Annotated in this window: 24 protein-coding genes, 3 tRNA genes and 1 pseudogene; 19 read left to right on the top strand and 9 right to left on the bottom strand. The window is 69.7% G+C overall.

Annotated features, from left to right (window positions below; all coding sequences use genetic code 11):
- Positions 1-1204, bottom strand: a 1204-nt coding sequence (locus DJ75_RS07685; protein WP_094523923.1) for a replication factor C large subunit, incomplete at its 3' end; no start/stop codon positions are given.
- A gap of 173 nt (positions 1205-1377) precedes the next feature.
- Here DJ75_RS07685 and DJ75_RS07680 point away from each other — a divergent pair.
- Positions 1378-2214, top strand: a complete 837-nt coding sequence (locus tag DJ75_RS07680) for an alpha/beta fold hydrolase (RefSeq protein ID WP_094523922.1) — start codon at positions 1378-1380, stop codon at positions 2212-2214.
- A 91-nt stretch (positions 2215-2305) separates the two neighbouring features.
- Positions 2306-2908, top strand: a pseudogene (locus tag DJ75_RS07675) (DsbA family protein); the annotation flags it as partial.
- 49 nt (positions 2909-2957) lie between these two features.
- On the opposite strand, the gene DJ75_RS07670 reads toward DJ75_RS07675, so the two are convergent.
- From DJ75_RS07670 to DJ75_RS07645, 6 genes are all read right to left on the bottom strand, one after another.
- Positions 2958-3028 (bottom strand) — tRNA-Pro (locus DJ75_RS07670).
- A gap of 46 nt (positions 3029-3074) precedes the next feature.
- On the bottom strand, positions 3075-4355 hold the full coding sequence (locus tag DJ75_RS07665; RefSeq protein WP_094523921.1) for a succinylglutamate desuccinylase/aspartoacylase family protein: 1281 nt from the start codon (positions 4353-4355) through the stop codon (positions 3075-3077).
- A 22-nt stretch (positions 4356-4377) separates the two neighbouring features.
- Entirely contained in the window at positions 4378-5352 is a 975-nt protein-coding gene (locus DJ75_RS07660) for an RNA-guided pseudouridylation complex pseudouridine synthase subunit Cbf5 (RefSeq protein ID WP_094523920.1), read from the bottom strand.
- A 24-nt stretch (positions 5353-5376) separates the two neighbouring features.
- Entirely contained in the window at positions 5377-5955 is a 579-nt protein-coding gene (gene cmk / locus DJ75_RS07655) for a (d)CMP kinase (protein ID WP_094523919.1), read from the bottom strand.
- An 82-nt stretch (positions 5956-6037) separates the two neighbouring features.
- Positions 6038-6403: a hypothetical protein gene (locus DJ75_RS07650; protein WP_094523918.1), complete on the bottom strand. Its 366-nt coding sequence runs from the start codon at positions 6401-6403 to the stop codon at positions 6038-6040.
- Positions 6393-7433, bottom strand: coding sequence for a zinc-binding dehydrogenase (locus DJ75_RS07645; RefSeq protein ID WP_094523917.1), 1041 nt, complete (start codon positions 7431-7433; stop codon positions 6393-6395). Before DJ75_RS07645 ends, DJ75_RS07650 begins: the two co-directional genes overlap by 11 nt.
- 364 nt (positions 7434-7797) lie before the next feature.
- On the opposite strand from DJ75_RS07645, the gene DJ75_RS07635 reads away from it, so the two are divergent.
- From DJ75_RS07635 to rpsB, 13 genes are all read left to right on the top strand, one after another.
- Positions 7798-7883: transfer RNA gene (locus DJ75_RS07635), tRNA-Ser, on the top strand.
- A 57-nt stretch (positions 7884-7940) separates the two neighbouring features.
- On the top strand, positions 7941-8462 hold the full coding sequence (locus DJ75_RS07630; RefSeq protein ID WP_094523916.1) for a 30S ribosomal protein S13: 522 nt from the start codon (positions 7941-7943) through the stop codon (positions 8460-8462).
- The gene (locus DJ75_RS07625; protein WP_094523915.1) at positions 8459-8986 is read left to right on the top strand and encodes a 30S ribosomal protein S4; all 528 of its coding nucleotides are present in this window, start codon (positions 8459-8461) and stop codon (positions 8984-8986) included. Before DJ75_RS07630 ends, DJ75_RS07625 begins: the two co-directional genes overlap by 4 nt.
- Before the next feature lie 6 nt (positions 8987-8992).
- Positions 8993-9382 (top strand): 30S ribosomal protein S11, encoded by a 390-nt coding sequence (locus DJ75_RS07620; RefSeq protein ID WP_004046448.1) that lies wholly within the window; start codon positions 8993-8995, stop codon positions 9380-9382.
- 1 nt (position 9383) lies between these two features.
- The gene (locus DJ75_RS07615; protein WP_094523914.1) at positions 9384-10136 is read left to right on the top strand and encodes a DNA-directed RNA polymerase subunit D; all 753 of its coding nucleotides are present in this window, start codon (positions 9384-9386) and stop codon (positions 10134-10136) included.
- A 167-nt stretch (positions 10137-10303) separates the two neighbouring features.
- Positions 10304-10388, top strand: a tRNA-Leu gene (locus tag DJ75_RS07610).
- A 39-nt stretch (positions 10389-10427) separates the two neighbouring features.
- Positions 10428-10781: a 50S ribosomal protein L18e gene (locus DJ75_RS07605; RefSeq protein ID WP_094523913.1), complete on the top strand. Its 354-nt coding sequence runs from the start codon at positions 10428-10430 to the stop codon at positions 10779-10781.
- On the top strand, positions 10778-11227 hold the full coding sequence (locus DJ75_RS07600; RefSeq protein WP_094523912.1) for a 50S ribosomal protein L13: 450 nt from the start codon (positions 10778-10780) through the stop codon (positions 11225-11227). The genes DJ75_RS07605 and DJ75_RS07600 overlap by 4 nt, the downstream gene beginning before the upstream one ends.
- Positions 11221-11619 carry a 30S ribosomal protein S9 gene (locus DJ75_RS07595; protein WP_094523911.1) on the top strand — a complete coding sequence of 133 codons (399 nt, stop codon included), beginning with the start codon at positions 11221-11223 and terminating at the stop codon, positions 11617-11619. Before DJ75_RS07600 ends, DJ75_RS07595 begins: the two co-directional genes overlap by 7 nt.
- Before the next feature lie 12 nt (positions 11620-11631).
- Positions 11632-11826 carry a DNA-directed RNA polymerase subunit N gene (locus DJ75_RS07590; RefSeq protein ID WP_094523910.1) on the top strand — a complete coding sequence of 65 codons (195 nt, stop codon included), beginning with the start codon at positions 11632-11634 and terminating at the stop codon, positions 11824-11826.
- Positions 11827-11828: 2 nt separating this feature from the next.
- Positions 11829-12008, top strand: coding sequence for a DNA-directed RNA polymerase subunit K (locus tag DJ75_RS07585; RefSeq protein ID WP_094523909.1), 180 nt, complete (start codon positions 11829-11831; stop codon positions 12006-12008).
- The gene (eno, locus tag DJ75_RS07580) at positions 12008-13210 is read left to right on the top strand and encodes a phosphopyruvate hydratase (protein ID WP_094523908.1); all 1203 of its coding nucleotides are present in this window, start codon (positions 12008-12010) and stop codon (positions 13208-13210) included. The genes DJ75_RS07585 and eno overlap by 1 nt, the downstream gene beginning before the upstream one ends.
- Positions 13211-13226: 16 nt before the next feature.
- Positions 13227-14018: a 30S ribosomal protein S2 gene (gene rpsB, locus DJ75_RS07575; protein WP_094523907.1), complete on the top strand. Its 792-nt coding sequence runs from the start codon at positions 13227-13229 to the stop codon at positions 14016-14018.
- A gap of 99 nt (positions 14019-14117) precedes the next feature.
- On the opposite strand, the gene DJ75_RS07570 is transcribed toward rpsB, so the two are convergent.
- Both DJ75_RS07570 and DJ75_RS07565 read right to left on the bottom strand, forming a co-directional pair.
- On the bottom strand, positions 14118-14468 hold the full coding sequence (locus DJ75_RS07570; protein ID WP_094523906.1) for a DUF4870 domain-containing protein: 351 nt from the start codon (positions 14466-14468) through the stop codon (positions 14118-14120).
- A gap of 64 nt (positions 14469-14532) precedes the next feature.
- Positions 14533-15081, bottom strand: a complete 549-nt coding sequence (locus DJ75_RS07565; protein ID WP_094523905.1) for a mechanosensitive ion channel domain-containing protein — start codon at positions 15079-15081, stop codon at positions 14533-14535.
- A gap of 127 nt (positions 15082-15208) precedes the next feature.
- Between DJ75_RS07565 and mvk the strand changes: the two genes are divergently transcribed.
- From mvk to DJ75_RS07545, 4 genes are all read left to right on the top strand, one after another.
- Positions 15209-16261, top strand: coding sequence for a mevalonate kinase (gene mvk, locus DJ75_RS07560; protein ID WP_094523904.1), 1053 nt, complete (start codon positions 15209-15211; stop codon positions 16259-16261).
- 77 nt (positions 16262-16338) lie between these two features.
- Complete coding sequence (locus tag DJ75_RS07555; protein ID WP_254921555.1) at positions 16339-17082, top strand: isopentenyl phosphate kinase; 744 nt, start codon at positions 16339-16341, stop codon at positions 17080-17082.
- Between the two features lie 45 nt (positions 17083-17127).
- Positions 17128-18183 (top strand): Mrp/NBP35 family ATP-binding protein, encoded by a 1056-nt coding sequence (locus DJ75_RS07550; protein ID WP_094523902.1) that lies wholly within the window; start codon positions 17128-17130, stop codon positions 18181-18183.
- Entirely contained in the window at positions 18180-18506 is a 327-nt protein-coding gene (locus DJ75_RS07545) for a hypothetical protein (RefSeq protein WP_094523901.1), read from the top strand. The genes DJ75_RS07550 and DJ75_RS07545 overlap by 4 nt, the downstream gene beginning before the upstream one ends.
- Positions 18507-18874: the final 368 nt, after the last annotated feature.

Raw genomic sequence — 18874 nt, 5'->3', positions numbered from 1 at the left:
CGCCCGCCTCGTCGAGGTCGTAGGCCGCCGCCATCGCGACCGTCAGCTCGCGCGGCTTGCAGTGGTGCGTGACCGTCTGCAAGAAGGGGAGCACCTCGCGGCGAGCGGTGGCGATACTGCAGCCGCTGGCGGCCGCGATCTGTCCGACCACCTCGTCGGCGGTCGCGTCCGAGGAGCTCCAGAACTGCGGGCGACCGTAGCGGGTCCACCCGCCCTTCTCCCCGTCGCGGGCGGCGGCGACCCCGGCGGCCGCGTTGTCGGTCGCGTAGCGCCAGTAGGTGTAGTTCTGCGTGGCGCGCACGCGACCCAGCCACACGTCGGCGTTCGCGAGGAAGTCGTACGCCCGGACCGCCTCCGACGGCTCGTACACGTCGAGGACGTTGTTCTCGATCCACTTCGTGAGGTCGTCGGGGGTCTCGTCGACGGCGTACGCCGACTGCAGCGCCTCCTCCGCCGACTCCTCTTTGAGGACCGCGTCGAGGAACGGGAACAGCCCGAGCGCCTTGTCGCGGTCGCCGGTGACCACGTCTTCGATCGCGATCGAGTCCCGCCCCTCCGTGGCCGCCTGCAGGTCGTTGATCGCGCCGCGGAGGTCGCCGCGGTTCCGCTCGGCGATCCGCTCGAGCGCGTCGGACTCGAACTCGATTCCCTCCTTGCGACAGACGTCGCGGAGGACGGGAACGATGGAGCGCGCGGAGACGTCGCGGAACTCGATCTCTTGAGTGGCGTCGCGCAGCCCGCGCGCCATGTCGTAGTAGTCGTTGGCGATGAGGACGATCGGCTGGCCCGACTCCTTGACGAGCTTCGTGATCGCCGAGGCGCCGCCGCGGTCGTAGTTGCCGTGGATGTTGTCGGCCTCGTCGAGGATGACGAGCTGGCGGGAGGCCGTGTCCCCGCCGGTCGCGCCGCCGCCGGCCGCGCTCCCGCCGAGGGTGGCGTTGCGGGCGGCCCGCCCCGCGAAGCGCTCGATGACGTCGGCGGTGCGCTGGTCCGAGGCGTTCAGTTCGACCGTCTCCCAGCCCATGTCGCTCGCCAGCGCGTGGGCCGCGCTCGTCTTCCCGACGCCCGGGCTCCCGTGGAGCACGACGGCCTCGCGGTGGTCGTCCCACGAGCGAGCCCACTCCGCGAACGCGTCGCGGGCCTTGTCGTTGCCGCGGACCTCCGAGAGGGTGCTCGGGCGGTACTTCTCCGTCCAATCAGCCATTACCCGCGGTAGGTCGGTGCGGCGTTTAGTGGTTCCGGAGCGGTGGGAGGCGGTGGGCGCTTCCCCGGGGCGACGGCGTCCCCGCTCGCGCTCCGCTCGGTTGTGCGTATCGCTGCTACTACGCACCACGCATTTCTCCCATTGGGCCGAACCCCCACGGAGGTGAAACCGCGATGACGACGACGTACGCCGACTGGACGGACGCACAGGAGCGGACGACCGTCGCGGTCGACGACCACGAGGTCGAGATGGCGTACCGAGACGAGGGGACGGGGGATCCGGTCGTGTTCCTCCACGGGATCCCGACGAACTCGTACCTCTTCCGCGACCAGTTCGAGGCGATCGCGACCGAGCGGCGCGCGATCGCACCGGACATGATCGGCTACGGCGGGTCGGCGATGCGCGACGGGTTCGACCGGTCGATTCGCGCCCAAGAGCTCGCAGTCCGCGGGCTCGTCGACGAACTCGGGTTCGACGCGATCGACTTCGTCGGCCACGACCTCGGCGGCGGCGTCGGGCTGCGCTACGCGGTGCGGACCCCGGACGCCGTCGACCGGCTGGTGCTGTCGAACTCCGTCGCCTACGACTCGTGGCCGATCGGGACGATCACCGACCTCGGCCTCCCCGAGACGGCACGGGAGACGAGCGTTGAGGAGCTGCAGGGGATGCTCGACGCGCTGTTTCGGGACACGCTCCTCGGCGACGACCACGACGAGGCGTTCCTCGAGGGAATGACGGCGCCGTGGGCCAGCGAGGAGGGCGTCACGAGCGTCGTCCGCAACGCGAGCGCGACGAACACCAGCCACACGACGGAGATCGACCCCCGAGACGTGACCGCCGACACGCTCCTGTTGTGGGGGACGGAAGACGAGTTCCAGCCGATCGAGTGGGCCGAGCGGCTCGAAGCCGATATCGACTCCTGCGAACTCGTCGGCCTCGAGGCCAACCACTGGGTCCCGGAGGACCGGCCCGCGGCGTTCACCGAGCACCTGACCGACTTCCTGTCGTAACGGGTCCGGTCGGACCCTCCGGTACCGGAATTCAGTCGGCACCCGACCGCCCGCGGTAATGAGTTCGGACGAGGCCGTCGTCACGATCTAGTCGGATTACGTCTGCCCGTTCTGCTACCTCGGCCGCCGGTCCTTGGCGGCGTACCGGGAGACGCGGGAGCGCGATCTCGATATCGACTGGCACCCGTACGACCGCCGGAGGCACAAGCGCGGTCCCGATGGCGAGGTCATCCACTCGATCGACGACGGGAAAGACGACGAGTACTTCGAGCGGGTCCGACGGGACGTGGACCGCCTCCGAGATCGGTACGACGCCGAGGCGATGCTCGACCTCGACGACCTCCCCGAGCGCGTGGACTCGTTCGACGCGCAGGTCGCCTCGCTGCACGTGAGCGAGGAGCGCCGGGACCGGTGGCCCGACTTCGACGAGGCGATATTCGAGGCGCTCTGGGTAGACGGACGGGACATCGGCGACGCCGACGTGCTGGCCGACCTCGCCGAGGACGCGGGGCTGGACGCCGACGAAATACGGACCGCGATCGCCGACGAGGAGCGGCGCGACCGGCTCCGGAGCGACTTCTCCGACGCGCGGGACGCGGCGGTCTCCGGCGTCCCGACGTTCAGGTAGGACGGACGCACGGCCCGGGGCGCGGTGCCGCCCGAACAGCTGGAACGGCTCGTGGAAGGGGTCTGAGAGGGCCTCTCGGCGACAGCGGCGCCGCTAACTGTTTGAGAAGTCGAAGTGGGACCGCTGAGAGTCGAACTCAGGTCATACGGACCCCATCCGCATAGGATACCACTACCCCACGGTCCCTGTCTGCACGCGGAGAAATGAGAGTGCGGTAATTAAGGACTTCGCTTCACTCGTCGTCGTCCTCGCGCGGGACCACGAGGTCGCCGTCGTCGCGTACCGCGAGGTTCCCGATCGGGTCGCCCTCGTAGACCGCCAATCCCTCGGCGCGGCCGAGCACGTAGCCGTCGCGGTCGGCGCGGACGGTCCCGCGGCGCTCACCGGTCGCCGAGACCACGTCGGCGAGGACGTCGCCCCCTGCGAACGCGTCGCCCGCGGCGACGCGGTGACGGATCAGCCCGGAGACGTCGGTCGTCGGGCCGCGGAAGCGACGGACCGGGAACTCGACCGGCGCGGGGGTGGGGCGGTCGATCGGCCTCCCCACGGAGTCCGGAACGTCCTCGGCCGCGAGGATCCCCATCTCGACCGCGACCGCGAACACCCCCGCGACGCCGGCCTCGACGAGCGCGTCGTCGACGACGCTGTGCGCGCCGAGTTCCGCGGTGAACGCGGGGATTCCGGCCTCGTTGAGCACGGCGCCCGCGGTCGAGCGCTGCAGGTTCTCCTCGACGTACTCCGCGGCCGGGTACTCGCGCAGCGTCGGGAAGCCGAAGGCGTCGACGAGCCGCCCGAGCTCGTCCGAGAGCGCGACCGCGTCGTCCTCGCTGCGGCGCTCCCCGTACAGCACGCGGTCGCGGATCGCGAACGGTTCGCTGGCGACGCCCGCGGTGTGACAGTCGATCAGGGCGTCGGCGACGACGCCCGTTCCCGCGGGCTCCGCGACCGGGGGGTCGACCGGCTCGCGGCCCGACCCGTTGCGGCCCGCGCTCGCCGGACCCTCGACGGCGCCCTCGACCGTCTCGCCCGTGATCGCGGCGTACAGCCTGGCGTCGATCCGCTCCTGTAGCTTCGGCGGCCGCGCGGACTCCGCGTCGGCGTCCGGGAAGTGACGGTTCGGGTCCTCGTCGTCGTAGTACGTGTGGCGCGAGTTCCGTCTGAGACCGGCGGGCGAGACGACCGGTACCGCGACGACCGCGCCGGCGAGCGCCGCGAGGGCGTCCTCTGCGAGCGTCGCGATGGCGTCCTGCACGACGGCGACGCCGGTCGCCTCGTCGCCGTGGACGCCGCCGGTGAGCCACAGCACGGGCCCGTCTCCCGACCCGTTCGCGACGACGACCGGGAGCCGCTCGGCGGCGCCCGTCGGCAGCTCCGCGACCTCGAACCACCCCCGGGCGACCTCGCCCGGGGCGGCGCTCGCGGTGCCGAGGGAGACCGGTCGACCGCCGCGCTCACCGGAGTCGCCGTCCTCGGAATCGTCGCCGTCGGGCCCGCTCCCTTCGCTCTCGTCCATACCCCGACCCGCGACGGCGCGATTATAAAAGCACGCGTTCCAGCGAGACGACGACGCCGGACTCGGCGTCGGGGTCGCCGACGAGCCGGCCGAGACAGACCGCGACGCCGTCGGGCGTGTGGCACGCGACGAGCGGCCGGTCGTCGGATCCCGCCGACGGGTCTATCGATCGGGCGTCCGCGTCCGCGTCGATGACGCCGGGCGCGTACACCGGCGCGCCGGTGGCGACGTTCCGCGCGGCCGACGGCGCGACCGTCACCGACGGGAGGTGGACCAGGGCGTCCTCCGCCGGCCGGACGACTTCGCGGAGCAGCGACTCGTCGCCCTCACGAGCCCACGCGAGGCCGTCGACGAGGTCCTGGAGCGCGTGGAGGTCGCCGTCGTCGAACGGGTCGGTGGCGGTCCGGCGGAGGTGGCCCATGTGGGCGCCCACTCCCGTCGCGAGGCCGACGTCGTGACACAGCTTCCGGACGTACGTCCCCGACTCACACCGGATACGGAGGAGCGCCTGCCGGTCCCGGACTTCGAGGACGTCGAGGTCGTGGATCGTTCGAGTCCTGAGCCGGCGGGTCACGGCGCTCTTCCGCGGCGGCTTCTGGTAGATCTGCGCCTCGAACTCGCCGACGACCTCGCGGAAGTCGCTCGGGGGCGACCCGTGGAGATCGAGGACGGCGACGTACTCTTTCGTCCCCTCCAAGAAGACCTGCGCCGCCCTCGTCGCGTCGCCGGTGAGCGTCGGCAGACAGCCGGTGACCTTCGGGTCGAGGGTGCCGGCGTGGGCGACGCCGTCGATCGGCTCGCCCTCGGGATCGAGCGCGGCGAGGGCGTCGTTGATCGCGTCGCGCACCCACGCCGAGAGCTGGTGGGAAGACGGGCCTGCGGGTTTGTCGACGTTGACGACGCCGAATCGGAGCAGCTCGGGCACCGTGCGCTCGCCGGGCGGTGCCCGAAGGGGGTCGTCCGCGGGATCGGGTGTGTCGTCGGCTGTGTCGGTCATTGGGAGATTGCGTGCGGTCGCGGCTCAGAAGTCGTAGGTCACGCCCTCGATGGGCGCCTTCCCCTCGTCGTCATCGGGGTCGTACGCCTCGACGGTGGCGACGAGCACGTCGAGGAAGCTGTCGGGGCTCCAGCGGGCGGTGTTGTACGCGGCGTCGTAGATGGAGAGGTCGTCGATGTCGATGCCGTAGAACTCCCCGTACCGTTTGCGTTCGGAGTCCTCGCGACGCCTCGTCTCGGTCCTCGCGCGGTCGACGGGCTTCGACTCCCGGTCGGCGATCCGCTCGGCGCGGACCGAGAGCGGGGCGTCGAACCAGAACCGGAAGTCGGCGTGATCGGCGGCGAGCCACCCGGCGAGCCGCGACTCCAGGACCAACTCGTCGCGGGTCGTCGCGATCTCCCGGAGGCGCCGGTCGAGCTTGCGGTCGAACTGCGGGTCCTCCTCCGCGAACTCGTTGAACTCGACCGGCGTCATGTCGCGGTCGGCCGCCATCTCGCGGAAGATGTCGCCGCCGGAGACGTGCTCTAAGCCGAGTCGACCGGCGAGTCCCGCGGCGTTCGTGCTCTTCCCGCTGCCCGGCGGGCCGGAGACGGTGATCAACATATCGCTACTGCGCGGGTGTCGTTCAAAACGGTTGTCGTTCGGCGCTCGCGGCCGGCGGCGTCGGGAGATCGCGTCGCCCTCGCTACCGGTCTCGCGTCGCCGCGGTCATCGACCAGACGGCGACCAGCCCGAGCAGGACCGCGGGGACGAGCGGGAGCGCGAGGTACGTCGCGAAGAATGGGAGCCCGAACCAGCCCGCGGCGTACGGGTAGAGGTAGATGACGCCGGGGATGACGAGGACGCAGGTGAACAGGACGGCCGTCAGGGCCCATCCCCGTCGGCCGAAGCCGTCGGCGGTCGGCTCGTCGGTCCCCGGATCGCCCGCGCCCGGTTCCGACGCGGCGGGGTCGGCGACGCCCACGGCGCCCTCGCCTTCGCCGTCGGTCTCGGAGTCGGGGACGTGGACGTAGCCGCCCGTGCTCCCGTCCGCGTCGGTCTCAGAGCTCACTGTCCGGTTTAATCACTACTTTGCCAAAGCCCTCACGGTTCTCTATCATCTCGTGGGCGCGCGCGGCCTCGCTCATCGGAAGCGTCTCGCGGACGGCCGGGTCGAAGGTGCCGTCCCAGACGAGTTCGAGGACGTCGTCGACCTCGCCGGGCGTCGCCATCGTCGACCCGATGACGGAGAGCTGGTTCCAGAAGATGCGGTTGAGCTCCGCGTCCGGGTTCGGTCCGGTCGTCGCCCCGCAGGTGACCAGCCGGCCGCCCTTCGCCATCGACTTCAGGGAGTTCGGGTAGGTCGCCTCGCCGACGTGGTCGACGACGACGTCGACGCCCCGGCGGCCGGTGAGCCCCGCGATCTCCTCGGCGAAGTCGTTCGCCTCGTAGTCGATGACGTGATCGGCGCCGCACGCCTCGGCGTGCGAGAGCTTCTCCTCGCTGGAGGCGGTCGCGAACACCTCACAGCCCGCGTGGTCGGCGATCTGGACCGCGGCGTGGCCGACGCCGCCGGAGGCGCCGAGCACGAGCACCTTCTCTCCCGCCTCGATGTCCGCGCGAGTCTGGAGCATCCGCCAGGCGGTCTGGAAGACCAGCGAGGCGGAGCCGGCGACCTCCCAGTCGACGCCCGAGGGGACGGGGACCAGGTTCTCGCTCGGGACGGTCGCCTTCTCGGCGTGGACGCCCCGGACGTGCTCCCCGATGATGTGGAACGAGGGGCACAGCGACTCCTCGCCGTGGCGGCAGAACTCGCACTCGCCGCAGGAGACGCCGGCGCTCACGGCGACGCGGTCGCCGGGCTCGAACCGCGTCACGCCCTCGCCGACCGCCTCAACGACGCCGGCCGCGTCGCTGCCGGGAATGTGGGGCATCTCCAGGTCGACACCGGGCAGGCCGCGACGGGTCCAGATGTCGAGGTGATTGAGCGCGCCCGCCTTGACGTCGACGACGACCTCGCCGCGGTCGGGCTCCGGGTCGGGGAACTCGCCGTACTCGATCACGTCGCGGTCGCCGTGGGAACCGAACTGGACGGCCTTCATGCGTCGATGCACCCGCGGCATCCACTAAACAGTACGCCAAACGGAACCCCCGGGGCGCGCGGTCGACGACCTCCACCGGACGGTGCCGCACGGTCGCGACCGGACGGTGCCGCACAATCTCCACCGGACGGTGCCGCACAATCTCCACCGGACGGTGCCGCACGGTCGCGACCGGAAGGAGCCGCCCGACCGCGACAGACTCGGCGACTCCCCGTTCCACCGTGATACCCTCTCACACCCGTGCGAACCGGGCGCATTCGCTCCGCCCTTCCGTGATGTTTAAGTAGCGAAAGCGGGACCGTACGGATGCACGAACTGCAGGGGCGCCGGGTCCCGAGTCCACGAGGGCGACGATACGACGCGAGTTGCGGTAGCCAAGCCTGGCCCAAGGCGCAGGGTTGCTAACTCTGTGGCGTCACTGCCTCCGGGGTTCGAATCCCCGCCGCAACGCTCGAACGGACCGAGCACCGCCGGATTCGCGCCGGTAGGGCTCACCACAACCAACACATGAGCACGGAAGAATCACAGGACGACTCGCCGGAGGAGGAGGAAGACCTCCAGTACTTCGTCCGGATCGGGGGCGCGGACCTCGACGGGACGAAGACGGTCGAGCGAAGCCTGTCCGAACTCGACGGCATCGGCACGCGCACGGCGCGGCTGGTCGCCGAGAAGGCCGACGTGGATCGCAACGCCACGTTCGGTCTCCTCGACGAGGGCGACATCGACGCGGTGGTCGACATCGCCGAGAACCTCGAAGACCACGTCCCGTCGTGGATGACGAATAGACAGAACGACTTCTACTCCGGAGAGACGACGCACCTGGTCGGCACCGACGTCCAGGAGAAGCGCCGTCACGACATCAACCGGATGAAAGTCATCGAATCGTACAAGGGCGTTCGCCACAAGCGCGGCCAGAAGGTACGCGGCCAGCGCACGAAGTCCACGGGTCGGTCCGAGGGCACCATCGGCGTCAACGTCGAGGAGATCCGCGAGGAGATGGCGGAAGACGAAGCGGGTGACGAGGAATGAGCACCGGTAAGAACACGAAGGGCTACGAGACGCCGAATCATCCGTACCAGGGCGAGCGCATCGCCGAGGAGTCCGACCTCCTCTCGCGGTACGGCCTGAAGAACAAAGAGGAGTTCTGGCGCGCCCAGTCCGAGCTGCGCAGCATGCGACGCGAGGCGCGTCGCCTGCTCGGCGAGGCCCAGGGTGACGTCGACGTCGCCCAGGATGCCGGTGCGGAGTTCGTTGCGCGACTCCGCCGCATCGGTATCCTCAGCGACAACGACGACATCTCCGCGGTCCTCTCGCTGGACGTGACCGACCTGCTCGAGCGCCGTCTCCAGACGGTCGCCTACCGGCAGGGGTTCGCGTCCTCGACGCAGCAGGCCCGCCAGTTCATCGTCCACGGCCACATCACCGTCAACGGCGCTCGCGTCACGCGTCCCTCGGTGAAGGTCGACGTGGACGACGAAGGCGCCATCGCCTTCGACGAGACGAGCCCGCTCGCGGACGATCTCCACCCCGAGCGCGCGGAGTCACAGGAGTAACCAACCATGAGTGAATCCGAGGACGGAAAGTGGGGCATCGCCCACGTGTACGCGTCGTTCAACAACACGCTCATCACGGTCACCGACGAGACGGGCGCCGAGACGATCGCCAAGTCGTCCGGCGGCACCGTGGTGAAGCAGAACCGCGACGAGGCGTCGCCGTACGCCGCCATGCAGATGGCGGAGGTCGTCGCCGAGCGCGTCAAGGACGCCGGCTTGGAGGGCGTGCACGTTCGCGTGCGCGGCCCCGGCGGCAACCTCAACAAGTCCACCGGTCCCGGTGCGCAGGCGACGATCCGCGCGCTCTCGCGAGCGGGCGTCGAGATCGGCCGGATCGAGGACGTCACGCCCATCCCGCACGACGGGACGAAGGCGCCAAAGAACAAGCGAGTCTGACATGACGGAAGACGACTTCGACGTTCAGTACGTCGAACGGGACGAACGCAGCGCGCGGGTGCTTATCCGCGGGCTCACCCCGGCGTTCGCGAACGGCATCCGCCGCGCGATGATCGCCGACGTCCCGACGTTCTCGATCGACACCGTCCGGTTCGTCGAGAACTCCTCCGTCATGTTCGACGAGATGATCGGGCTTCGGCTGGGGCTGGTGCCCCTGACGACGCCGCTCGACGACTTCGAGGTCGGCGACGAGGTCACCCTCGCGCTCGACGTCGAGGGACCGGGGACGGCGTACTCCGGCGACATCGAGAGCGCGGACCCGCTCGTCGGAGTCGCCGACGAGAACGTGCCGATCATCGAGCTGAAGGAGGGACAGCGGCTGGAGTTCGAGGCGGACGCGGTGCTGAACACCGGCAAGGAGCACGCCAAACACCAGGGCGGCGTCTCCGTCGGCTACCGCCACCTCCAGCGCGTCTCGGTCGAGGGCGACCTCGGCGAGTTCGACGACGACGAGCCGCGGATCCTCCGCGGCGTCATCGAGGCGCCCGACGGTTCGATAGAGCTCACCGACGAGTTCGACAACGACCTCTCGGAGCGGTTCCCCGGCAAGGAGGTCGCGATCGAGGACGTCCCCGGCGCGTTCGTCTTCCACATCGAGACGGACGGGTCGTTCAGCGTCGAGGAACTGCTGCTCCGCGCGATCGACTCCATCGAGGAGCGCGCGGACGAACTACAGACGAAAGTCGCGGTCTAACGTAATGACGGACCTTCAGACCACGCGGCCGGCGCTCGCCCCTGCACGGAGCCGCGGCGCCGCTGCCCGATCCGACGCCGCGTCGGATCGCCTCGGACTCGAGTCGGGTCGTTCCGACGGCGGGACCGAAAGTGGTTTGAAGGGAGCCGGGTTACGCAGGAGTGCACGCAGGGATAGCCAAGTCAGGCCAACGGCGCAGCGTTCAGGGCGCTGTCCTGTAGAGGTCCGCAGGTTCAAATCCTGCTCCCTGCACTCCGTTTTCACTAACTCTCCACTTCAGGAGGGACAGCTATGAGTAGCAAGACGAATCCGAAACTACAGAACCTCATCGCCGATCTGAAGTCGGTCTCGCGCGACTCCGGTGCCAACGTGTGGCAGGACGTCGCCGACCGACTGGAGAAGCCACGGCGCACGCACGCTGAGGTCAACCTGGGCCGCATCGAACGGTACGCTCAGGAAGACGAGACGGTCGTCGTCCCCGGCAAGGTGCTGGGCAGCGGTGTGCTCGAAAAGAACGTCACCGTCGCCGCCGTCGACTTCTCGGGCACCGCCCGCACGAAGATCGATCAGGCCGGCGAAGCGGTGTCGCTAGAACAGTTCGTACAACAGAACCCCGAAGGGAGCGACGTCCGGGTGATCCGATGAGTCTCGCGAAGATAGACGCGGACGTCGTCGTCGACGCCCGCGACTGCATCCTCGGCCGCGTCTCGTCGAAGGTCGCCCAGCGCGTCCTCGACGGCGAGACGGTCGCCGTCGTCAACGCCGAACACGCGGTCATCACCGGCAACGAAGAGGCGACGATGGAGACGTACCACACCCGCGCGGAGCTCGGCTCCGACAGCGGGCCGTACTACCCCAAGCGCCCCGACCGGATCTTCAAGCGCGCCATCCGCGGCATGCTGCCGTACAAGACGGAGGACGGCCGCGAGGCGTTCTCGAACGTCCGCGTCTACGTGGGCAACCCCTACGAGCGCGACGAGGACGCCGAGACCGTCGTCCTCGACGGCACCTCGCTCGACCGCCTCTCGAACATCAAGTTCACGACGCTCGGGGAGATCTCCGAGTCTCTGGGAGCCAACGTCACATGGTAACTAACACCTCAGGCAAGAAGAAGACGGCCGTCGCCCGCGCCACCGTGCGCGACGGCGAGGGTCGCGTTCGCATCAACTCCCAGCCAGTCGAGCTGGTGGAACCGGAACAGGCGCGGCTCAAGATGCTGGAGCCGTTCCGCATCGCGGGCGAGGAGCTCCGCGACGGCGTCGACATCGACATCAACGTCGAGGGCGGCGGCTTCAGCGGCCAGGCCGACGCGACGCGGACCGCCATCGCGCGCGGTCTCGTCCAGCACCTCGGCGACGCCGAGCTGCGCGACGCGTACATGAGCTTCGACCGCACGCTGCTGGTCAACGACGTGCGCCAGTCCGAACCCAAGAAGTGGGGCGGACCCGGCGCGCGTGCCCGCTACCAGAAGTCCTACCGCTGAGGTGATCCAGTCATGATGATTCCCGTCCGGTGTTTCACGTGCGGCAACGTCATCGGTGAACACTGGGAGGAGTTCAAGGAGCGCGCCCGCGAGGGCGAAGAGGACCCGGGCGACGTGCTCGACGAGCTCGGGGTCGACCGGCACTGCTGCCGCCGGATGATGGTCAGCCATCGCGACCTCGTCGACGTCGTCTCCCCGTACCAGTAACAATGTCAACACAGCGATACAATCGATACGAGAAGGCACGCATCCTCGGCGCGCGAGCGCTGCAGGTGTCGTACGGGGCGCCCGTGCTGATCGACACGGACCAGACGGAGCCCATCCTCGTCGCCGCGGAGGAGTACGACGCGGGCGTGCTCCCGTTCACGGTCCGGAGGGAGTCCAACTGATGACCCGCATCACCAGCGTCTCGCTGCGTCGCGTGCTCGACTCCCGCGGGAACGCCACGGTCGAGGCCGACGTGCTCACCGAGTCCGGCGGCTTCGGCCGCGGCGCGGCGCCCAGCGGGGCGTCCACCGGCGAGTACGAGGCGATCGAGCTCCCCGCGAGCGAGTCGATCGCGAAGGCCCGCGAACACGCTGTCCCCCGTCTCGAGGGGCTGTACGCGGGCGACCAGCGCGCCGTCGACGCCGCGCTCCGCGCGGCCGACGGCACGGACGACTTCTCCGCGATCGGCGCCAACAGCGCCGTCGCGATCTCGATGGCGACCGCGAAGGCCGCCGCCGACGTGCTCGGTGCGCCGCTGTACCAGCACCTCGGGGGCGCGTTCCGCGGCGGCAACTTCCCGGTCCCGCTCGGCAACGTCGTCGGCGGCGGGGAGCACGCCAAGGAGGCGACCCACATCCAGGAGTTCCTCGCGGCCCCCGTCGGCGCGCCGAGCGTCTCGGAGGCCGTCTTCGCGAACGCCGCGGTCCACGCGGCGGTCGCGGACGTGCTCGACGAGCGCGGCGTGCCCGCGGCGAAGGGCGACGAGGGCGCGTGGGCGCCCCCGATCTCGGACGCGGAGGCGTTCGAGGTCGTCGAAGAGGCGGTCGAACTGGTCGAGGACGAGGTGGGCTTCGAGATCCGCTTCGGCCTCGACATGGCCGCCGCCGAGCTGTACGACGACGACTCCGAGGCGTACGTGTACGGCGACGAGACCAAGTCGACCGACGAGCAGGTCGAGTACGTCGCCGGCCTCGTCGACGAGTACGACCTCGCGTACGTCGAGGACCCCCTCGACGAGAACGACTACGAGGCGTTCGCGGAGCTGACCGACCGGGTCGGCGACCGGACGCTGATCTGCGGCGACGACCTGTTCGTCACCAACGTCGAGCGCCTCCAGGAGGGGATCGACGCGGGCGCGGCCAACAGCATCCTGATCAAGCCGAACCAGATCGGGACGCTGTCGGACGCGTTCGACGCGGTCGAGCTCGCCGCCCGCAACGGGTACGAGACCGTCATCTCCCACCGCTCGGGCGAGACGGAAGACACGACCATCGCACACCTCGCCGTGGCGACCGACGCCGGGTTCATCAAGACCGGCACGGTCGGCGGCGAGCGAACCGCCAAGCTGAACGAACTGGTCCGCATCGCGGACGACGCGGTATGACGGGCCCACACCACGCATGAGCGAAGACAACGACGCGGTCGAACTCGACGACGACGCGGAGACCGAGGCGGTCGACGCGGCGGTCGAGGAGGAGGCCGACACGACCGAGGAACCGACCGCCGACGCGGCTGCCGACGGGGCACCCGCCGACGCCGAGACCGACGAGGGCGACGAGGCGGACGAGGAGGAGGCCTCCCCGTTCGACGACGACGTCATGCCCGACGACGACGTCGACCTGCTGATCCCCGTCGAGGACTACCTCTCCGCCGGTGTCCACATCGGGACCCAGCAGAAGACGAAGGACATGGAGCGGTTCATCCACCGCGTCCGCGACGACGGGTTGTACGTGCTCGACGTGAGCACGACGGACCAACGGATCCGCACCGCGGCGGACTTCCTCTCCAACTACGACCCGGAGCAGATCCTCGTCACGTCCTCGCGGCAGTACGGCCGGTTCCCGGCCGAGAAGTTCGCGGACGCCATCGGCGCCCGCGCCCGCACGGGACGCTTCATCCCCGGCACGCTGACGAACCCCGACTACGCCGGCTACATCGAACCGGACGTCGTCGTGGTGACCGACCCGATCGGCGACGCGCAGGCCGTCAAGGAGGCCATCACCGTCGGCATCCCGGTCATCGCGATGTGCGACTCCAACAACCAGCTGTCGAACGTCGACCTCGTCATCCCGACGAACAACAAGGGTCGACGCGCGCTGTCGGTCGTCTATTGGCTGCTCGCCAACGAGACGCTCGACCGCCGCGGCGCCGACACCGTCTTCGCCCTCGACGACTTCGAGGACGAGCTGTAACCGGTCTTCGACGTCGAGTTCGACTTTTAAGACGTTTCGAAAGCGCAGAGCCGTCGCTTTCTCCGTTGCTATCGCGGTAAAAGAGGGGTTCCGCGGTCCTCAGACGATGTTCGGCGTGTACGGGTACGAGTACACCTGCCCTTCGTTGGCCTTCAGCGTGGCCATAACGACCAACACGAGGTCGAGCAGTCCGATCAACGGGAGGAGCAGGAAGCCGACGAGCACGACCGTCAACAGCCCCGAGACGATCATCGCGATGAAGACGACGATCTGGAAGTTGAGCGAGTTCTTCGCGTTCTGCTTGACGAGTTCGTCGTCGTCGTCCGCGAGCACTAAGAACAGCAGCGGCCCCAAGAACGAGGCGACCAGCGCCGACGCGTGCGAAAGCGCGGCGAGTGTCGTGTCTCCGTCGACCGTTTCCTCGGCGCTCGCATCTACTTGGGATGACATACCGCAGATATCTCAGACAGAATTGATAAGTATTGGGTGAATATCCTTCGCCCGGACCGCGAAACTACTGCTCCCCGTCGGGCACGTCGTGGGTCCAGCGCGGCTCTATCTCCCGGTTGGCCATCACGATCCGGTCACCGTCGTCCGTGTCGATCCGGGTCTTCCGGAGCTCGATGGCCGCGACCGTTCCGGCCACGCCCTTCGCTTCGACGCGGTATCCCACGTTGAAGTCGGGGTCGCGGAGGAGATAGACGCCGGCGACGGTGTCCTCGATCATCTCGGAGAGCGCGTAGGAGACGCCGAGCGCGATGAAGCCGACGGCGGTGCCGAGGCTCGCCGCGATATCCCCCATGCCGACGACCTTCAGGAACGTCAGCGCGACGCCGAACCATAGGAAGACCGCCACGAGCGTGGTGATGAGGTCGCCGACGAGCTCGCGGTCACCGACGTAGATCCGATCGATCGAGGTCCGGACGAGCGAGAGGACGACCCGCACCGTCGCGTACGCCAGCGCGAGGAAGATCAGTCCCGACAGCAGCCGCGGAATCGCGACGGCCACGCCGTCGACGAAGTTCGTGACCGACCGCGCGAGCAGCGACGGTATCTGCGCCATGACGAACGCGACGGGGGCCGATGCTGAAAAGCTGGCGGGAGGGGGCTCCCGCCGTCTCGCCTCCGCGGGCCCGGACGCCGACCCGACAAACGCAACGCCTGTATGCCCCCGGAGAGAGGGGATTCGTATGACCGTCTGTGAAGCGCCGGGGAAGGTGTACCTCTTCGGCGAACACGCCGTCGTCTACGGCGAGCCGGCCGTGCCGGCCGCGATCGAGCGACGCGCCGCGGTGACCGCCGAACCGCGGTCGGACGACCACGTCCGCGTCGAGGCCGAGGACCTCTCGCTAAACGGGTTCACGGTGGAGTACTCCGGCGGCACCGGCGACCACCCCGACGTCGACGTGCCGACGCCGCTGGTCGAGGCCGCGATGGGGTACGTCGACGCCGCGGTGCGGCAGGCCCGGGACGCGGCCGACGCGCCGGACGCCGGCTTCGACATCACGGTCGAGAGCGACATCCCGCTCGGGGCGGGGCTCGGCTCCTCCGCGGCCGTCGTCGTCGCCGGCATCGACGCCGCGACGCGGGCGCTCGGGGAGCCGATCGACCGCCGCGAGCTGGCCGACCGCGCGTACCGCGCCGAGCACGAGGTGCAGGACGGGCAGGCCTCCCGCGCCGACACCTTTTGCTCGACGATGGGCGGCGCGGTCCGCGTCGAGGGCGACGACTGCGAGCCGATCGAGGCGCCGAACCTCCCGTTCGTCGTCGGCTTCGACGGCGGCGCCGGCGACACCGGCGAGCTCGTGGCCGGCGTCGGCGAGCTCCGCGAGGAGTACGGCTTCGCCGCCGACACCGTCGAGTCGATCGGCGACGTCGTCCGGACCGGTGAGGCGCTACTGGCAGACGCCGTCGCCGAGGGCGCGCCCGGCTCCGGCTCGGAGCCGACCGGCGACGCCGAGCCGCCGGCGGAGCTGCTCGCGGAGCTCGGCGAGCTGATGGACTTCAATCACGGCCTGCTCTCCGCGCTCGGCGTCTCGGCGCGGTCGCTCGACTCGATGGTGTGGGCCGCCCGGAACGCGGGCGCGCACGGGGCGAAGCTCACGGGCGCGGGCGGCGGCGGCTGCATCGTCGCGCTCGACGAGAGCGACGCTACCGAGACGGCGCTCTCGTTCACGCAGGGCTGCGAGGACGCGTTCCGCGCGGAGTTGGCGACCGAGGGCGTTCGTGTGGTGGAGCCGTGACCGCAGACCGCGAGGCGACCGAGGCGGACGGAAGAGACGTCGCCGCCGGCGTCTCCGACGGCGCCGCGCCTCCCGTCGTGCTCAAGCTGGGCGGGAGCCTGATCACTGAGAAGGACCGGCCCGAGACGCTCGACGACGACGCGCTCGCGGCCGCCTGCGACGCGGTCGCCGACGCCCTCGCCGACGGGGCGGTCGACCGGCTCGTCGTCGTCCACGGCGGCGGGAGCTTCGGCCACCACCGCGCCAGCGAGCACGGCGTGTCGACGAGCGAGGGGACCCGCGATCCGGCGGCGGTGGCCGAAGTCCACGGCGCGATGAAGACGCTAAACGGGGCGGTCCTCGACCGGCTCCGCGACCGCGACGTGCCCGCGGTGCCGGTCCACCCGCTGTCGCTCTCGGCCCGCCCAGAGGGGGTCGAGGGCGACCTCGACCTGCCGCTCGGCTCGACCGCGACGCTGCTCGGCGAGGGGTTCGTCCCGGTGCTTCACGGCGACGGCGTCGCGACCGCCGGTGAGGGGGTCACCGTCGTCTCCGGCGACGAGCTGGTGGTCGAGCTCGCTTCGGGGCTCGGCGCGCGACGGGTCGGCGTCTGCTCGACCGTTCCGGGCGTCCTCGACGACGACGGCGACGTGATCCCCGCGATCGACTCCTTCGAGGCGGTCGCCGACGCGCTCGGGGCGAGCGACGCGACCGACGTCTCCGGAGGTATGGCGGCGAAGGTGCGGGAGCTCTTGGCGCTCGACGCGCCGGCGTACGTGTTCGGCGCCGACGGGCTGTCGCCGTTTCTGCGCGGCGAGGACGCCGGCACGCGGGTCGACTGATCGGGTGACAGAACCCTTATTCGCCCCACCGCCCTCCCTCCGGGCATGAACGAAGCGGACGTGCGGGAGCGGCTCGCGGGCGTGGAGGACCCCGACCTCGGGGACGACATCGTCTCGCTCGGTCTCGTGAACGACGTGGCTGTCGAGACCGAGGCGGACGGGACCGGCGGCACGGTCCACGTGTCGCTGGCGCTCGGCGCTCCCTTCTCGCCGCATGAGTCGGCGATCGCCGAGGACGTCCGGGACGCGCTCGCCGACACGGGGTTCGAGGTGGATCTTTCGGCGTCGATCCCGGACGAACTGGACGCGGACGAGCAGGTTCTTCCGGGCGTGAAGAACGTGATCGCGGTCGCCTCCGGGAAGGGCGGCGTCGGCAAGTCGACGATGGCCGTGAACGTCGCCGCGGGGCTCTCGGAGCTCGGCGCGCGCGTCGGGCTCTTCGACGCCGACGTGTACGGGCCGAACGTCCCGCGGATGGTGTCGGCCGAGGAGCGCCCGCAGACCGACGGGGAGACGATCGTTCCGCCCGAGCGCTTCGGCGTGAAGCTGATGAGCATGGACTTCCTCACCGGCGAGGACGACCCCGTCATCTGGCGCGGGCCGATGGTCCACAAGATCATCACCCAGCTCGTCGAGGACGTGGAGTGGGGCGATCTGGACTACGTCGTGTTGGACCTGCCGCCGGGGACGGGCGACACCCAGCTCACCATCCTCCAGACGCTCCCGCTGACGGGCGCCGTGATCGTCACGACGCCGCAGGAGGTCGCGCTCGACGACGCGGTGAAAGGCCTCCGGATGTTCGGCAAACACGACACGAACGTGCTCGGAATCGCCGAGAACATGGCCGGGTTCCGCTGTCCCGACTGCGGGGGCTTCCACGAGATCTTCGGCTCCGGCGGCGGGAAGGCGCTGGCGCAGGAGCACGAGCTCCCCTTCCTAGGCGGCGTCCCGCTCGACCCCGCGGTCCGGACCGGGGGCGACGAGGGCGAGCCGGTGGTACTCGGCGAGGGCGAGACCGCCGACGCGTTCCGCGTGATCGTGGAGAACGTCGCGAACAACGCCGGCGTCGTGCGCCGACGCGGGGTGAGCGAAGGGCGATGAGCGGGGAACGGAGCGAGTCAGACGGCGACGGGGAACGGGACGCGACGGGCGGCGACCCCGCCGACCCCCTCGACGCCGCCGGCGTCGACCCGGTCGTCGACGCGGCGGACGAGGCGTTCCCCGACGACGACGAGGTCCGCGCGTTCCTCCGCGAGGTCGCGGCCGACGTACGCGGCGACAGCTCAGAGAGCAAGCAGCTCTCGGCGATCCTCTACCGCGTGTCGGACCTGTACGATTCGGAAGAGCAGACCTCCCCGGAGGAGATCTACCTGAACGTCCGGCACATCATGCGGATCAAAGAGCAGGGCGGAATCGAGCGATAGGAGGTAGTTGACAGTGGAGCGGTCGACTGAGAGGTTTTAGTCGATCGCTTATAAATGGAAGCTACGGGTGCCGTGGTGAAGACCTCGAAATCCTCAGCCACTCGGCGGTACACGGTTGATACTGGATCAACGGTGAACACCTCCAAAGCCCCAGCCGCGAGGACGGCGCACGCTCGTTGTCGTTCGAAAGGCGCGGAGCGCCTTTCGTGATGTCGTCAGAACGCTCTGCGTTCTGACTGCTAGCCGGAAATCTCTGATTTCCGGCGATGACGAGACGCCTCCGGCGTCTCGAACCACGCACTTCGGTCGTTCGCTTCGCTCACTCCCTCCAGTGCTTACGTCGTCATCAGAACGCTTCGCGTTCTGAT

The organism is Halorubrum sp. Eb13, from assembly GCF_002252895.1.
Lineage (GTDB): Archaea > Halobacteriota > Halobacteria > Halobacteriales > Haloferacaceae > Halorubrum.
The sequence above is the reverse complement of the archived record's forward strand: the minus strand, read 5'-3'. Positions and strand labels throughout refer to the sequence as shown.

What these genes read in the sequence shown, in the direction of transcription:
- DJ75_RS07590 (WP_094523910.1), top strand. Translation starts at nt 11,632, where the DNA reads ATGATGATTCCCGTCCGGTGTTTCACGTGCGGCAACGTCATCGGTGAA.
- DJ75_RS07600 (WP_094523912.1), top strand. Translation starts at nt 10,778, where the DNA reads ATGAGTCTCGCGAAGATAGACGCGGACGTCGTCGTCGACGCCCGCGAC.
- mvk (WP_094523904.1), top strand. Translation starts at nt 15,209, where the DNA reads ATGACCGTCTGTGAAGCGCCGGGGAAGGTGTACCTCTTCGGCGAACAC.
- DJ75_RS07620 (WP_004046448.1), top strand. Translation starts at nt 8,993, where the DNA reads ATGAGTGAATCCGAGGACGGAAAGTGGGGCATCGCCCACGTGTACGCG.
- DJ75_RS07630 (WP_094523916.1), top strand. Translation starts at nt 7,941, where the DNA reads ATGAGCACGGAAGAATCACAGGACGACTCGCCGGAGGAGGAGGAAGAC.
- DJ75_RS07550 (WP_094523902.1), top strand. Translation starts at nt 17,128, where the DNA reads ATGAACGAAGCGGACGTGCGGGAGCGGCTCGCGGGCGTGGAGGACCCC.
- DJ75_RS07615 (WP_094523914.1), top strand. Translation starts at nt 9,384, where the DNA reads ATGACGGAAGACGACTTCGACGTTCAGTACGTCGAACGGGACGAACGC.
- DJ75_RS07625 (WP_094523915.1), top strand. Translation starts at nt 8,459, where the DNA reads ATGAGCACCGGTAAGAACACGAAGGGCTACGAGACGCCGAATCATCCG.
- DJ75_RS07660 (WP_094523920.1), bottom strand. Translation starts at nt 5,352, where the DNA reads ATGACCGACACAGCCGACGACACACCCGATCCCGCGGACGACCCCCTT.
- rpsB (WP_094523907.1), top strand. Translation starts at nt 13,227, where the DNA reads ATGAGCGAAGACAACGACGCGGTCGAACTCGACGACGACGCGGAGACC.
- DJ75_RS07595 (WP_094523911.1), top strand. Translation starts at nt 11,221, where the DNA reads ATGGTAACTAACACCTCAGGCAAGAAGAAGACGGCCGTCGCCCGCGCC.
- DJ75_RS07565 (WP_094523905.1), bottom strand. Translation starts at nt 15,081, where the DNA reads ATGGCGCAGATACCGTCGCTGCTCGCGCGGTCGGTCACGAACTTCGTC.
- DJ75_RS07680 (WP_094523922.1), top strand. Translation starts at nt 1,378, where the DNA reads ATGACGACGACGTACGCCGACTGGACGGACGCACAGGAGCGGACGACC.
- DJ75_RS07570 (WP_094523906.1), bottom strand. Translation starts at nt 14,468, where the DNA reads ATGTCATCCCAAGTAGATGCGAGCGCCGAGGAAACGGTCGACGGAGAC.
- eno (WP_094523908.1), top strand. Translation starts at nt 12,008, where the DNA reads ATGACCCGCATCACCAGCGTCTCGCTGCGTCGCGTGCTCGACTCCCGC.
- cmk (WP_094523919.1), bottom strand. Translation starts at nt 5,955, where the DNA reads ATGTTGATCACCGTCTCCGGCCCGCCGGGCAGCGGGAAGAGCACGAAC.
- DJ75_RS07665 (WP_094523921.1), bottom strand. Translation starts at nt 4,355, where the DNA reads ATGGACGAGAGCGAAGGGAGCGGGCCCGACGGCGACGATTCCGAGGAC.
- DJ75_RS07545 (WP_094523901.1), top strand. Translation starts at nt 18,180, where the DNA reads ATGAGCGGGGAACGGAGCGAGTCAGACGGCGACGGGGAACGGGACGCG.
- DJ75_RS07645 (WP_094523917.1), bottom strand. Translation starts at nt 7,433, where the DNA reads ATGAAGGCCGTCCAGTTCGGTTCCCACGGCGACCGCGACGTGATCGAG.
- DJ75_RS07605 (WP_094523913.1), top strand. Translation starts at nt 10,428, where the DNA reads ATGAGTAGCAAGACGAATCCGAAACTACAGAACCTCATCGCCGATCTG.
- DJ75_RS07585 (WP_094523909.1), top strand. Translation starts at nt 11,829, where the DNA reads ATGTCAACACAGCGATACAATCGATACGAGAAGGCACGCATCCTCGGC.